This is a genomic window from Streptomyces sp. NPDC059743 (genome assembly GCF_042732975.1).
Classification (GTDB): Bacteria; Actinomycetota; Actinomycetes; order Streptomycetales; family Streptomycetaceae; genus Streptomyces.
In genome coordinates this window covers 439,263-451,999 of the sequence record NZ_JBHWGS010000005.1, presented here as the reverse complement: position 1 = coordinate 451,999, position 12,737 = coordinate 439,263, and the positions used below count along the sequence as shown (strand labels likewise).

General features: G+C 69.6%; 13 protein-coding genes and 1 tRNA gene. 12 read left to right on the top strand and 2 right to left on the bottom strand.

The features are described 5' to 3' along the window. The first annotated feature begins 142 nt into the window (after positions 1-142). The 4 genes from ACFV6H_RS12520 to ACFV6H_RS12505 all read left to right on the top strand — a co-directional run bounded on the left by ACFV6H_RS12520 (position 143) and on the right by ACFV6H_RS12505 (position 4,253). Complete coding sequence (locus tag ACFV6H_RS12520; protein WP_384980269.1) at positions 143-658, top strand: hypothetical protein; 516 nt, start codon at positions 143-145, stop codon at positions 656-658. Positions 659-900: 242 nt separating this feature from the next. After that, positions 901-2,184: a glutamate-5-semialdehyde dehydrogenase gene (locus ACFV6H_RS12515; protein ID WP_384980272.1), complete on the top strand. Its 1,284-nt coding sequence runs from the start codon at positions 901-903 to the stop codon at positions 2,182-2,184. Between the two features lie 144 nt (positions 2,185-2,328). Then, positions 2,329-2,919 carry a hypothetical protein gene (locus ACFV6H_RS12510; protein WP_385540995.1) on the top strand — a complete coding sequence of 197 codons (591 nt, stop codon included), beginning with the start codon at positions 2,329-2,331 and terminating at the stop codon, positions 2,917-2,919. Between the two features lie 200 nt (positions 2,920-3,119). Continuing rightward, positions 3,120-4,253, top strand: coding sequence for a hypothetical protein (locus tag ACFV6H_RS12505; RefSeq protein WP_385540993.1), 1,134 nt, complete (start codon positions 3,120-3,122; stop codon positions 4,251-4,253). Between the two features lie 56 nt (positions 4,254-4,309). On the opposite strand, the gene ACFV6H_RS12500 is transcribed toward ACFV6H_RS12505, so the two are convergent. Then, positions 4,310-5,467, bottom strand: coding sequence for a M48 family metallopeptidase (locus ACFV6H_RS12500; RefSeq protein WP_385540991.1), 1,158 nt, complete (start codon positions 5,465-5,467; stop codon positions 4,310-4,312). Between the two features lie 151 nt (positions 5,468-5,618). Between ACFV6H_RS12500 and ACFV6H_RS12495 the strand changes: the two genes are divergently transcribed. The 7 genes from ACFV6H_RS12495 to ACFV6H_RS12465 all read left to right on the top strand — a co-directional run bounded on the left by ACFV6H_RS12495 (position 5,619) and on the right by ACFV6H_RS12465 (position 9,996). Further along, entirely contained in the window at positions 5,619-5,771 is a 153-nt protein-coding gene (locus tag ACFV6H_RS12495) for a hypothetical protein (protein WP_384781292.1), read from the top strand. A gap of 82 nt (positions 5,772-5,853) precedes the next feature. Then, positions 5,854-6,015: a hypothetical protein gene (locus ACFV6H_RS12490; RefSeq protein WP_384980283.1), complete on the top strand. Its 162-nt coding sequence runs from the start codon at positions 5,854-5,856 to the stop codon at positions 6,013-6,015. 38 nt (positions 6,016-6,053) lie between these two features. Next, complete coding sequence (nadD, locus tag ACFV6H_RS12485) at positions 6,054-6,719, top strand: nicotinate-nucleotide adenylyltransferase (protein ID WP_093590863.1); 666 nt, start codon at positions 6,054-6,056, stop codon at positions 6,717-6,719. Between the two features lie 27 nt (positions 6,720-6,746). Then, positions 6,747-8,528: an LCP family protein gene (locus tag ACFV6H_RS12480; RefSeq protein ID WP_385540988.1), complete on the top strand. Its 1,782-nt coding sequence runs from the start codon at positions 6,747-6,749 to the stop codon at positions 8,526-8,528. 179 nt (positions 8,529-8,707) lie between these two features. After that, the gene (gene rsfS / locus ACFV6H_RS12475; RefSeq protein ID WP_093590881.1) at positions 8,708-9,178 is read left to right on the top strand and encodes a ribosome silencing factor; all 471 of its coding nucleotides are present in this window, start codon (positions 8,708-8,710) and stop codon (positions 9,176-9,178) included. After that, entirely contained in the window at positions 9,175-9,828 is a 654-nt protein-coding gene (locus tag ACFV6H_RS12470) for a histidine phosphatase family protein (protein ID WP_384980894.1), read from the top strand. The genes rsfS and ACFV6H_RS12470 overlap by 4 nt, the downstream gene beginning before the upstream one ends. Before the next feature lie 95 nt (positions 9,829-9,923). Further along, positions 9,924-9,996: transfer RNA gene (locus tag ACFV6H_RS12465), tRNA-Ala, on the top strand. Positions 9,997-10,088: 92 nt separating this feature from the next. On the opposite strand, the gene ACFV6H_RS12460 is transcribed toward ACFV6H_RS12465, so the two are convergent. Next, positions 10,089-10,943 carry a helix-turn-helix transcriptional regulator gene (locus ACFV6H_RS12460; protein WP_385541064.1) on the bottom strand — a complete coding sequence of 285 codons (855 nt, stop codon included), beginning with the start codon at positions 10,941-10,943 and terminating at the stop codon, positions 10,089-10,091. A 291-nt stretch (positions 10,944-11,234) separates the two neighbouring features. On the opposite strand from ACFV6H_RS12460, the gene ACFV6H_RS12455 reads away from it, so the two are divergent. After that, positions 11,235-12,590 carry an MFS transporter gene (locus ACFV6H_RS12455; protein ID WP_385541062.1) on the top strand — a complete coding sequence of 452 codons (1,356 nt, stop codon included), beginning with the start codon at positions 11,235-11,237 and terminating at the stop codon, positions 12,588-12,590. Positions 12,591-12,737: the final 147 nt, after the last annotated feature.

The window sequence follows — 12,737 nt, the reverse complement described above, 5'->3', positions numbered from 1 at the left end:
CGCCCCTGAAACGGCTGAAACTCCTGCCTTTGAACAGGGACCTTTACCAAAACCGCCCCATGCCGCGCCCGGGACTGGTCAACTTTGTCTCAGGGGTATCAGGCGGGGAACAGCACGACGACGCAACAACAGGAGGCCGCTGGTGAGACGAGCGCGCCCGGGGGCGGTGCCCCGAGGGACCGGGGGCAGCGCCCATGCCCGCAGGGCCAAGGCGGAAGAACGGGCCCTGACCAGCGTCGAAGCGGGGGAAGACTTCGACGAGGAGCGACCGCGGGAGGCCGTATCGAGAACGGACGCGCGCCGGGAGGGCCGGGCGGTGTCGAAGCTGTGGCACATCACGCTGAGCGTCTCGGGCGCCGAAACTCCGCTGACGGAGGTCCGGCGTGGCTTGGAACAGCTTGCCCACGACCATCCGTTTCTGCTCACGAGCCGGTACGCGAACGACCACGCGGAGATCCGCTACTGGGAAGAGGCCAGAGATCTGCACGACGCCGCCGCGGTGGCCCTGCGGCTCTGGGGCGAGCACCGGTCGAGCGCGAAGCTGCCGCCGTGGGAGATCGTGGGCCTTGAGGTCATCGACCGCGAGACGTACCACCTGCGGATCGCGGAGGGATACGGTCCGCCTCCGGCGGCTCCGGTGGGCGTCCATCCCTTCTGACGCGCTTCTGACGCACTGATGCGATGTCCGACGCACTTATGTCGCCTCATGCGGCGGCTGCGTCGGCCTCATGCGTCGGCGCACATCCGATCATGTCTGATTACGCCTGATCACGACCGGTCACGTTCCTTCAGGTCCGTCCGTGCTCCGGGCACGGCCATACGTTCCGGCATCCGCCCGGAAGTGTCTCGGAGTACGGAATACGTGCGGAATGCCCGCAGGAGGCGCACTACCCTGCGGGCATGACCTCGCTCTCGCCGTACGACAACCTCTCCCCGGTCGCCAGGGCCGCCTACCGGTCCCGTGCCGCGGCCGGCGACCTCGCGCCGCTGCCGCGCGCGGCCAAGGACGACGCACTGCTGGCGATCGCGGACGCGCTGGAGGTCCGTACGCACGAGATCGTCACGGCCAACGCCGAGGACGTGGCCCGGGCCCGGGAGGCGGGCACGAGCGAGGCGGTCATCGACCGGCTCACCCTGACGCCGGAGCGGGTACGGGCCATCGCCGCGGACGTACGAGACGTGGCGGCGCTGCCCGATCCGGTCGGTGAGGTCGTCCGCGGTTCGACGCTGCCGAACGGCATCGATCTGCGCCAGGTGCGGGTGCCGCTCGGCGTGGTCGGGATCATCTACGAGGCACGTCCCAATGTCACCGTGGACGCCGCCGCCCTCTGTCTGAAGTCCGGCAACGCCGTACTGCTGCGCGGCTCGTCCTCGGCGCTCTCCTCCAACACCGCGCTCGTCCGGGTGCTGCGTGACGCCGTCGGCGGTGCCGGACTGCCCGCGGACGCCGTCCAGCTCGTACCGGGCGAGGGCCGGGAGTCCGTACAGGAACTGATGCGGGCGCGCGGACTGGTCGACGTGCTGATTCCGCGCGGTGGCGCCTCCCTGATCCGTACGGTCGTCGAGGGATCCAGCGTGCCCGTCATCGAGACCGGCACCGGCAACTGCCATGTGTATGTGGACGCGCAGACCGATCTCGACATGGCCGTCGAGATCCTGATCAACTCCAAGGCGCAGCGGCCCAGCGTCTGCAACGCGGCCGAGACGCTGCTGGTCCACCAGGACATCGCGGCGGCGTTCCTGCCGCGCGCGCTGGACGCGCTCGCCGACGCCGGAGTCACCGTCCACGCCGACGAGCGGGTGCTGGCGTACGCGGAGGGCTCGAAGGCGACGGTCGTGGCGGCCACCGCGGAGGACTGGGAGACCGAGTACCTCTCGTACGACATCGCCGCCGCCGTGGTGGACTCGCTGGACGCGGCCGTCGCCCATATCCGGCTCTGGTCGTCCGGCCATACGGAGGCGATCGTCACCACCTCGCAGGCGGCGGCCCGGCGATTCACCCAGTTGGTCGATTCCACGACGGTCGCCGTGAACGCGTCCACGCGGTTCACGGACGGCGGACAGTTCGGCTTCGGGGCCGAGATCGGGATCTCCACGCAGAAGCTGCACGCGCGCGGGCCGATGGGACTGCCGGAGCTGACGTCGACGAAGTACATCGTCACCGGTGACGGTCATGTCCGGTAGTTCCGGCGACCATGTCCGGTGGTCCCGGTGACGGTCATGTCCGGTGGCCGGGCGTGGGGTTCCGCTGAGCGGGCGCTGTGAACGAAGTCGGGAGAGTTCGGACTCCGCCTGCCCAAAACGACCGCCCAGGTCTACTCTGAAGAGGTGCCGGACGACGTGGGGGGCAGGCCGTTCCCGGACGGCTGGGAGCCCGACGACGACCGCGGAGGAGCGGACGAGGAGTTCGCCTCCGTGGTGTTCGACGAGGACTTCGTCCGGTCGGCCGCCGTCCATGAACCCTCCGCCGTGGAACGGCTGCTGGCCGCAGCGCAGGCGCGCGCGGAGGCCGAGGCGGCCCGGGCGAGGGCCGGTGGCGGACCGCCCGAGGACGAGCTCTACGAGGAGCTGTACGGCCGGGACGGCGCATACGGCCCCGAGTATCCCTACGACAGCGAGTACGACCCCGACGACCCGGACGCGGCTCTCGGCCCGTACGGACGCCATGGCGGCGCTCTGCGCCCGTACCGCGGCAGCGCCCGCTGGCACCGCCCGGTCGCCTGGCTGCTCGCGCTGCTGATGGGCATCGGGATGGTCGCGCTCGCGTTCACCGCCGTCTACCGCGGCGCCTCCAGCAGCCGTGACAGTCAGGTGCCGCAGCCCGCCACGACCGGGATCGACAAGCCGGGACCGGTCGGTCCCGCGGTCTCCGCGGTGCCCACGGGGCCGCCGCTCTCCGCGGCTCCGCGCTCGCCCTGAAGCCTGGGCAGACCTCGCGGTGGACCTGGCGCTCAAGCTTCCGCTCAAGTGCGCGCCGACCTCGCTCCGAACCTCGCGGAAATCCGGTCGAAAGTCCTTCCGGTTTCCAGGTTTTCACCTGAATGGCGGAACGGCGCCGTACCGGTACTTGACGGTTGTCCGAGCGTTTACGATCGCCCTCGCCGACCTACCCTGAAGGTATGGCAGGGCGCGGAGACCCACCCGAAGGGGGACCTGAGGGGCTCCCGGGCGGAGGTGACGACGAGTACGGGTCCGTCGACTTCGACGAATCGTTCATCCGCGCTGCCCGCCTCCGTGAGGCCTCCGCCAAGGAGCGGATGAAGGACCACGCCCACGCCGTACGGCGGGTCCCGCCGCCTCCGCCCAGGAGACGCCGACATCCGTGGTTCAGGAACGGTCCCAGACGGGTGCTGCTGCTCTTCCTGGTGATCGTGCTCGCCTTCGGTACGGCGGTGTATCTGGGCCTGCGCAATCCGTACCGTCCCCCGATCGGCGGCACCGCGGAGCAGTTGCGGATGGCGGTGGTCCCGCTGGCGCCGAGGGAGCCGGTGCCGGGCGGCAGTCCCGAGGATCTCTTCGAGCACAGCCCGGCGGCGCAGTTCCAGGAGGGCGCGGCCGGGATCGCGCTGCCTCCGGCCCGGGAGACCGGCGACTTCTCGGAGGGCCAGGTGATGGCCGCGCTGACCACCGTCAAGGACTATCTCGTGGCGTCCTCGATGGATCCGGACGTCCTCACGGGCCATACGGTGCGGCCTGTGAGGGTGCTGCTGGAACCCGACCAGTTCGACCAGTTCGACCGCAGCTTCGCCGCTCCGGCCGACGACGGCCGGCACGCTCCGGCCGGCTGGCTCGTACGGTTCGACCCGGCGAAGACGGCGACGGTCGGCGGTGTGCGTGCGCGCGGCACCCTGCGGTACGAGCAGAGCTCGACCGGGATGCTGGAGATCACCTCGGACCATGTCTTCGTGTACGCGCTGCGACCGGCCGCGTCCGCCGAGCGGCCGACCGATCAGCCCGTACGGGACGCGTCGCTGTTCACCGTCCGGCGCGAGATGCGCTTCCGGTTCGACGTGGAGGATCTGATCAAGCACCGTACGCAGGTGCTCAGCAGCGATGTCCTGGCGGGCCCGCAGGCCTGCTCTGCCGAGCCGCCGACGACGCTGCGGCCTCTGCTGGCCGGTGAGCGGGCGAAGCCGGACGATCCGGCCGGTACGGATCCGTACTCGACGGGCCCGGCCGATACGGCGCTGTGCGGCACGCTGGCCCGTACGGCCCAGCCCAGCCCAACGGCGCAGCCGCGCCGGACGGGCTGAAAATCAGCCCGTCCGGCGATTGAGGACAAACCGGCAGCCGGCCGGCTCCGGCGAAACTAGCTCTTGTCTCCTGGGCCCGCGCCCGTGCCCGGGTCAGAGTCGGTGCCGTCCGTGGCGCGGGAGGCGCCACCGCCGCCACCGCCCGTGAAGACGCCACGCAGCTTGCCGCCGAGGTCACCCGCGCCGCCCGCGATATCGCCCACCAGCTTCATCAGCGGGTCCTTGCTGCCACGGACCGTGTCCGCGTAATGCGCCGCGGAGTCGCGGAAGGAGTCCGTGACGGATGTGTCCTTGTCCTCCTCGCGGCGCGGATAGTGACCGTCCATGATCCGCTGGAAGTCACGGCTCTCCGCCCACTTCTTCAGCTCGGCGGCGCGCACGGTGGTGAAGGGATGCGAGCGCGGCAGCACGTTCAGGATCTTGAGCACGGAGTCACGCAGATCGCCGCCCGCCTCGTACTCCGCGGCCTGCTCCAGGAACGCGTCCACATTCATCTCATGCAGATGGTTGCCACCGGCGATCTTCATCAGACCGCGCATCGAGGCCCGTACATCCTGTCCGACCAGCAGACCGGCCCGGTCCGCCGACAGCTCCGACTTGCGGAACCACTCCCGCAGTGCCGTCACGATCGCCATGATCGCGACATTGCCCAGCGGGATCCAGGCGACCTTGAGCGCCAGATTCGTCAGGAACAGCAGTATCGTCCGGTAGACGGAGTGACCGGAGAGGGCATGGCCGACCTCATGGCCGACGACCGCCCGCATCTCCTCCTCGTCGAGCAGCTCCACCAGCCCGGTGGTGACCACGATGATCGGCTCGTCCAGGCCGATGCACATCGCGTTCGGCTTGGGATCCTGCGCCACATACATCGTCGGGACCTTCTCCAGGTCCAGGATGTAACAGGCGTCCCGCAGCATGGCGTGCAGATGCGCGAACTGCGCGTCGCTGACGCGTACGGAGTCCGAGAGGAAGAGGAGCCGCAGGCTCCGCTCCGGCAGCAGCGCGCTCATCGCCTTGAACACCGTGTCGAATCCGCTGAGCTTGCGCAGGGCGACCAGCGCCGAGCGGTCCGCGGGATGTTCATATGCCCGCGAGGAGATGCCGGGGAAGCGCTTGCGCTGCCTGCTCGGCACGTTCTTGTGGAGTGCGTCCCCGTGGTCGTCGCGGTTGCCGCCGTTGGAGCCGTTGCCTTGTTTGCCTTCGGATTCGGTCATGGATGTCCCCGCTTTCTCCGAGTCCAAGCTCGTCCCCCTGACGGCCCCAGACTAAATGCCTGGAGCTACCGTGTGGCGGGGGGCAGCGGCCGTGTGTTTCCCGGGGAAGGGCCCCGGGCGCCGACCGGAGAGACCGAGGAGCACACCCGACATGCCGGATACCGCCACACTGCTCGCCGCGGCAGCCGATCAGCAGGGACCGGGCGATACGCTCCGGATCGTGCTGGGCGCCTCCATGGTGGGAGCCGTCCTGCTGGCCTGGTTCCTGTTGCGCGGATACCGCGACAACGACCACAACGACTGAGTCGGCGTAAGGGTGCCCGAGGCCCCCGCATACGATGTGCGCGAAGTCTCCGCTCCGACACGATCGATAGGGCCTGTTGAAGATGAGCCTCACCGGCACCGCCGCCAACCTGGTCATGCTCGCCGAGGGCGCCGAACACGGCGGCAACCACGAAAGCCTCAACCCGTTCCTCATCGGCGGCGGCGCGCTGTTCGGGCTGCTTCTGCTGCTGTGGATCACCACTCGCTTCAACCGCGACCGCTGACCCCGGCCCGTAACCCGGTGCAAGTAGGCTCTGCACGCATGGGAGAGCAGCGAGCGTCCACCGGCGCCGGAACCGGACTCGTGACCGGTCCCGGGTCCGGCCCGGCCGTGAACCGCGGCAGGCGCCGGCTCGGCGTGATGGGCGGGACCTTCGATCCGATCCACCACGGACACCTGGTGGCGGCCAGTGAAGTGGCCGCCCTGTTCCATCTCGACGAGGTGGTGTTCGTGCCGACCGGGCAGCCGTGGCAGAAGACCCAGCGCGCGGTCTCGCCGGCCGAGGACCGCTATCTGATGACGGTCATCGCCACGGCGTCCAATCCGCAGTTCTCGGTCAGCCGCAGCGACATCGACCGCGGCGGCCCGACGTATACGATCGACACGCTGCGGGATCTTCGGTCTCTCCACGGCGACGCGGATCTCTTCTTCATCACCGGAGCCGACGCGCTCTCCCAGATTCTGAGTTGGCGGAATCACGAAGAGCTGTTCTCGCTCGCCCATTTCATCGGAGTCACACGGCCGGGCCATGATCTGTCGGCCGACGGACTGCCCAAGGGCGGGGTGTCCCTGGTGGAGATTCCGGCGCTGGCGATCTCGTCGACCGACTGCCGGGAGAGAGTCGCGAAGGGCGATCCGGTCTGGTATCTGGTGCCCGACGGTGTGGTGCGCTACATCGACAAACGGCAGTTGTACCGCGGCGCATGAGCGACTGAGCCACGGAGAGGGGCACCGGTGAACGACCAGCAGCAGCCGTACGATCCGTACGACCCGTATTACACGCAGCCCCAGCTCGTCGGATACGACGAGTACGGGCAGCCGGTGTACCAGCAGCCGCAACAGCACCAGCAACATCAGCAATCGCAGCAGCAGCAACCGCAGCATCCGCAACAGCAGGGGCAGCAGGGGCAGCACGGGCAGCAGGGATACGGATACGACCCGTACGCCCAGGCGCCTCACCAGTCCCAGCAGCCTCAACAGCCGCCGTCCCAGGGGCAGTACGACCCTTATGCCCAGCAACAGGGATACGGGTACGACGGATACGGCTACGACACCGGGCAGCAGCAGGCGTACGAGACGGGCCAACAGCCTCCCGTCGCGGTCGACACCACTCAGCAGTGGAACATCCCGCAGCAGCAGACGGCGCAGCCCTCCATGCCCGCGCAGCACGCCCAGCCCGCCGTGCCCGGGCAGCGGCGCCCTGAGACACAGGAGACGGAGGAAGAGCCGCAGGGGACGCAGGAGTCGCAGGACCGTGACTACCGGACCGAGCAGTTCTCCTTCATCGAGGAGCCCGACGAGGACTCCGAAGACGTCATCGACTGGCTCAAGTTCACCGAGAGCCGCTCCGAGCGGCGCGAGGAGGCCCGGCGCCGGGGCCGTAACCGAGTGGTGGCCCTGATCGTCGTACTCGCCCTGGCCGTCGCCGGCGGCGTCGGCTACCTCTGGTACGCGGGCAAGCTGCCCGGACTGTCCACGACGGAGAAGGCGCAGAGCACGGCCACGGGACCGCAGAAGCGCGATGTGATCGTGGTGCATCTGCACAACACCAAGCAGAAGGGCACATCCACGGCGCTGCTGGTCAACAACTCCACGACCGGCCGGGGCACGACGCTGCTGCTGCCCAACTCCCTCGCCGTCGCCAACGCCGACGGCGAGCCCACCACGCTCGGCAAGTCGGTCGACGAGGACGGTTCGGACGGCACCCGCGAGGCTATCGGGACGCTGCTCGGCACCGAGATCACCGGCACCTGGCGGCTGGACACTCCGTATCTGGACAATCTCGTCGAACTGGTCGGCACCATCGATCTGACCACCGACACCGAGGTGCCCGGCGCGAAGAAGGGCGAGGCGCCGGTGGTGAAGAAGGGCCAGAACCAGACGCTCAGCGGGCGGATGGCCGTCGCCTACGCGACCTACCGCGGGCCGGGCGAGCCGGAGTCGAAGCAGCTCCAGCGGTTCGGCCAGGTGCTCCAGGGCGTGCTGCGGAAGATGTCGGACGATCCGCAGGCCGCGACGATCACCGTGGAGACGCTGGCGCAGATCCTCGATCCGTCGCTTCCCGAGAAGGACCTGGGCGCCTCGCTCGCCAAGCTCGCCGAACACGCGAAGGTGGGCGACTACAGCACCAAGGTGCTGCCCGTCGAGACGGACGGCAGGCTCAGCGAGCAGACCGCCGACACCGTGGTCAAGGACATCCTGGGCGGCTCGGTCAGCGCTCCGGAGAAGGGCTCGGCCGTACGGGTCGGCGTGAAAAACGCGAGCGGAAACCAGGACGCGGCGGAGTCGGCCCGGATCTCGCTGGTCAACGGCGGCTATGGCTTCGTGGACGCGGGCACCGGTCTCGCGCAGACGTCCTCGCAGGTCAGCTATGGCGACGACGCGAACAAGCCGAAGGCGGTCGAGGTGGCCAAGACGCTGGGACTGCCGACGAGCGCGGTGCAGAAGGGCACGCCCGCTCCGAACGCCGATGTCTCGGTGGTCCTGGGCGAGGACTACAAGATCGACGTGGAGTAGGCGGAGCAGCAGGTCTACGGGCCGTGTGCGGGGAGCCTCGCACACGGCCCCGAGGGCCCTGGGCCGAGCGCGAGGGCGGGGCGCGAAGGCCTGGATCGGGCCGCGGACAATGGCTGTGCCGGGGGACGGTACGGCGTGAGATCCTGGATGTCTCCATGACCGTCGACGGAAGCCTGCTTGTGACCGCTACTGATCGTTCCATCCAGCTCGTCAAGGCCGCCGCCCAGGCGGCGGCCGACCGGCTCGCGCACGACATCATCGCCTACGACGTCAGCGATGTGCTGTCGATCACCGATGCCTTCGTGCTCGCCTCCGCACCCAACGACCGCCAGGTCAAGTCGATCGTCGACGAGATCGAGGAGCGGCTCCAGAAGGAGCTGGGCGCCAAGCCGGTGCGCCGCGAGGGCGACCGCGACGCCCGCTGGATCCTGCTCGACTACGTCGACATCGTCGTGCACGTCCAGCACAGCGAGGAGCGGGTCTTCTACGCCCTGGAGCGGCTCTGGAAGGACTGCCCCGAGCTGGAGCTGCCCGAGGACGCCGTCAAGACGCGCGGCAAGACTGCGGAGCACGCCGGAGTCGCCGGCGCGGCGGGAACGGGCCCGTCCGGATCGGGCTCGTCCGTCGAGACGGACGGTGAGCTGCGCTGAACGGCAGCAAAGGCGGCAGAGGCCGCCGTATCGTCCTGTGGCGGCATGGCCAGACCGCCTGGAATGTGGAGCGCCGCTTCCAGGGCTCCACGGACATCGGGCTGACCGCCACCGGCGTCTCCCAGGCCCAGCGGTCGGCCCGGCTGCTGGCCTCCCTGAAGCCGGACGCGATCATCTCGTCCGACCTCCAGCGGGCCGCCGCCACGGCCGCCGAGCTGTCCGCGATCACCCGGCTGGACGTCTCGTACGACGCCACTCTCCGCGAGACCTTCGCGGGCGCCTGGCAGGGCCTGACGCACGACGAGATCGTCGCCGGGTTCGGCGAGCAGTACGCGGCCTGGAAGCGCGGCGAGCCCGTCCGGCGCGGCGGCGGTGAGCTGGAGACCGAGGTCGCCGACCGGGCCGCGCCCGTGGTGCTCCACCACGCCGAGAAGCTGCCCGACGACGGCACGCTCGTGGTCGTCAGCCACGGCGGCACGATCCGCACCACGATCGGCCGGCTGCTGGGCCTGGAGGCACACCACTGGGAGGGCCTCGGCGGGCTCTCCAACTGCTGCTGGTCGGTCCTCGGCGAGGGCGCGCGCGGCTGGCGGCTGCTGGAGCACAACGCGGGAACTCTCCCCGAACCGGTCCTCGGCGACGACGACTGAACGGCTCCGGGCGGTGGCAGGGCCGGGATTTCACTTTCCGGCTGGTCGCAGGCTAAAGTTCTTCTTGTTCGCGGCGCGGAGCGCGGAGAACACGCGGGGCTATAGCTCAGTTGGTAGAGCGCCTGCATGGCATGCAGGAGGTCAGGAGTTCAATTCTCCTTAGCTCCACAATCCGGATCCCGTCCCCAGCTGGGGGGCGGGATTTCTGCTGTACGGACGCGTCTACGGCGGGTGCGGTGACGTCCCTGCTCCGGGGAGCTCTACGCGCCAGGACGCAGCGCCCGTAGCGTGGCCGTCCGCTGCCGGTTCTCCTCGTCCACCGGCGTGTAGACGACGATCCGGCACTCCGGCATCCCGTTGACCGACAGCGAGACCGAGGTCATCCGTATCTCGCCGACCGCCTCGTGCCGGAAGGTCTTCACCCGAGGTCCCGGCAGTATCACATCGCCGCTCTCCCACAGCTCGGCGAAGTGCGGGCTGGCCGCCGAGAGCCGGCGGACGAACGACTCCCAGCCGGGCTCGCCCACATGCCGTCCGTACGCGCCGCGCAGCGTCGCCACCATCACCGGCAGCTCCGTCTCGGGATAGACCAGCGGACATTTCTCCTCGGGCACGGTGAACAGGATCCACAGCGCGTTCGGACGTTCGTACTTCTGCATCATCGGGATGTCGAAGAGGTCGTCATAGCCGGCATTGGTCGCGAGGATGTCGTACCGCGCGTTGTACACCACCGCCGGAAGCGGATCGAGCGTGTCGACGATGCCTTGGATCTCCGGGCCGACACCGTCCGCGTCGGCCTGCGGATCCGGTTCGTGCGGCACCTCCGCGAGGTGGTAGAGATGCTCGCGCTCGGTCCGGTCGAGCCGCAGCGTGCGCGCCACCGCGTCCAGCACCTGCGCGGAGGCGTTGATCGGACGGCCCTGCTCCAGCCAGGTGTACCAGGTCACGCCCACGCCGGAGAGCTGCGCGACCTCCTCGCGGCGCAGTCCCGGCGTACGGCGGCGGAGTCCCGGCGGCATTCCGACATCGGCGGGCGTCACCCGCGCCCGGCGCCCGCGCAGAAAGACCGCCAGCTCGGATCTGCGCCGCCGGCCTGTTGCATCCCGTACCGTCATCGTTGTCACACCTCCATCGTCCGTTCCCGCACCGCCTCTTGCCAGGTGCTGTCAGTACCAGCATCAGTGGGCTCTCGTTACCCGTACTCGACCGCCCTCAGGCTCGGTGCCATGACGACCACCTCACCCGAGAACCCTCAACACACCCGCGGATCAAGTAAAGACGACGCCACTGACAATGCCGGGGGAACAGCCGCTGCCAGCACTGCTGTCGGCACCGCCGCCGACACCGGCACCGGCGTTCGCGGCCGGCCCGGTCTGCTGCTCGCCGTGGTGCTCGCGGCCCAGTTCATGGCGCTGCTCGATGTGTTCATCGTCAATGTGGCGGCGCCGACGATCCGTACCGAACTCGACGCCTCGGGCGCCGGACTCCAGCTCGTCATCGCGGGCTACACCATCGCGTACGCCGTCCTGCTGATCACCGGCGCCAGGCTGGGCGATCTGCTGGGCCACCGCCGGCTGTATCTGGGCGGGCTCGTGGTCTTCACCGTCGCCTCGCTCGCCTGTGGACTGGCCGCGGGCAGCGGCCAGTTGATCGCCTTCCGGCTGGTCCAGGGCGCGGGCGCGGCGCTGATGATCCCGCAGGTGCTCAGTCTGATCCAGCGCAACTTCGCCGGTGAGCGGCGGGTACGGGCGCTCGGCGCCTACGCGGCCGTGCTCGCCACCGGAGCCGCGGCGGGACAGGTGCTGGGCGGTGTGCTGGTCAGCGCCGATCTGTTCGGTGCGAGCTGGCGGCCGGTCTTCCTGGTGAACGTACCGATCGGGCTGGCGCTGCTGGTCCTGGGCGCCCGGGTGCTGCCGCGCGACCGGCGCGGTGAACCGGAGCGCGCCCGCGGTCTGGATCTGCCGGGGCTGGTGCTGCTGGCCGCGGCGGTCTCGCTCTTCACCGTGCCGCTGGTCCTCGGCCAGGAGGAGGACTGGCCGCGCTGGACATGGGTTTCCCTGGCCACCGCCGCTGTGCTCTTCGGCTGCTTCCTCGTGCTCGAAGCCCGGCTCGCCCGGCGCGGAGGCGCTCCGCTGATAGCGCCGAGAGTGCTCCGTATCCCGGGGATGGGCCTCGCGGCCCTGCGGATCCTGCTGGTGATGGCGGTCAACGCGGGCTTCCTGTTCAGCTTCACCCTCTATGTCCAGGGCGGTCTGGGCTACAGCGCGCTGCGCGCGGGACTGACCTTCGCGCCGATGGCCGTGGTCTTCGGCCTGGTCGGGCTGACCTGGCGGAACTGGCCCCGGAGGCTGCAACGGGCGCTGATTCCCGGCGGATTCCTGCTGACGGCCGTCTCCTGCGCCGCCGTGGGCTGGGTGCTGCGCGACATAGGCGACGGCGGATTCGCGATGTATGCCGCTTTCGTCGGTGTCGGTGCCGGTCTGGCGCTCGGGTTCAGTCCCGTACTGACGGGCGCGCTGGCGACCGTACGCCAGGAGGACGCGGCGGACGCGAGCGGACTGCTCGCCACCGTCACCCAGCTCGGCCAGCTCATCGGAGTCGCGACATTCGGGACGCTCTTCCTGAACCGGCTGGCGGTGCCGGGCTCCGACGCGCCGGGCGACGCGCTTCTGGTGTGTACGCTCGCGCTCGCCGGAGCCGCGCTCCTGGGCGCGGCGGCGGGTCCCGTCAACGCGATGAGGCGGGTCCCATCAGCACGGTGATGCGTCCCGCGATCCGACGACGTCCGGTATAAGCCCTTACCGGGAGGCTTTTTCCGGCTGCCCGCCAGGCTCCGGCGTGGCAGAATCGGACGACCGAAGGGGACGAAGGGCCGGACCGGAAGGGAGAGCCGTATTGTCCGCCAGCAG

Excerpts from the sequence above, each read along its gene's own strand:
- ACFV6H_RS12515 (WP_384980272.1), top strand. The coding sequence starts at position 901 with ATGACCTCGCTCTCGCCGTACGACAACCTCTCCCCGGTCGCCAGGGCC.
- ACFV6H_RS12500 (WP_385540991.1), bottom strand. The coding sequence starts at position 5,467 with ATGACCGAATCCGAAGGCAAACAAGGCAACGGCTCCAACGGCGGCAAC.
- ACFV6H_RS12455 (WP_385541062.1), top strand. The coding sequence starts at position 11,235 with ATGGCGCTGCTCGATGTGTTCATCGTCAATGTGGCGGCGCCGACGATC.
- ACFV6H_RS12490 (WP_384980283.1), top strand. The coding sequence starts at position 5,854 with ATGAGCCTCACCGGCACCGCCGCCAACCTGGTCATGCTCGCCGAGGGC.
- nadD (WP_093590863.1), top strand. The coding sequence starts at position 6,054 with ATGGGAGAGCAGCGAGCGTCCACCGGCGCCGGAACCGGACTCGTGACC.
- ACFV6H_RS12505 (WP_385540993.1), top strand. The coding sequence starts at position 3,120 with ATGGCAGGGCGCGGAGACCCACCCGAAGGGGGACCTGAGGGGCTCCCG.
- ACFV6H_RS12460 (WP_385541064.1), bottom strand. The coding sequence starts at position 10,943 with ATGACGGTACGGGATGCAACAGGCCGGCGGCGCAGATCCGAGCTGGCG.
- ACFV6H_RS12495 (WP_384781292.1), top strand. The coding sequence starts at position 5,619 with ATGCCGGATACCGCCACACTGCTCGCCGCGGCAGCCGATCAGCAGGGA.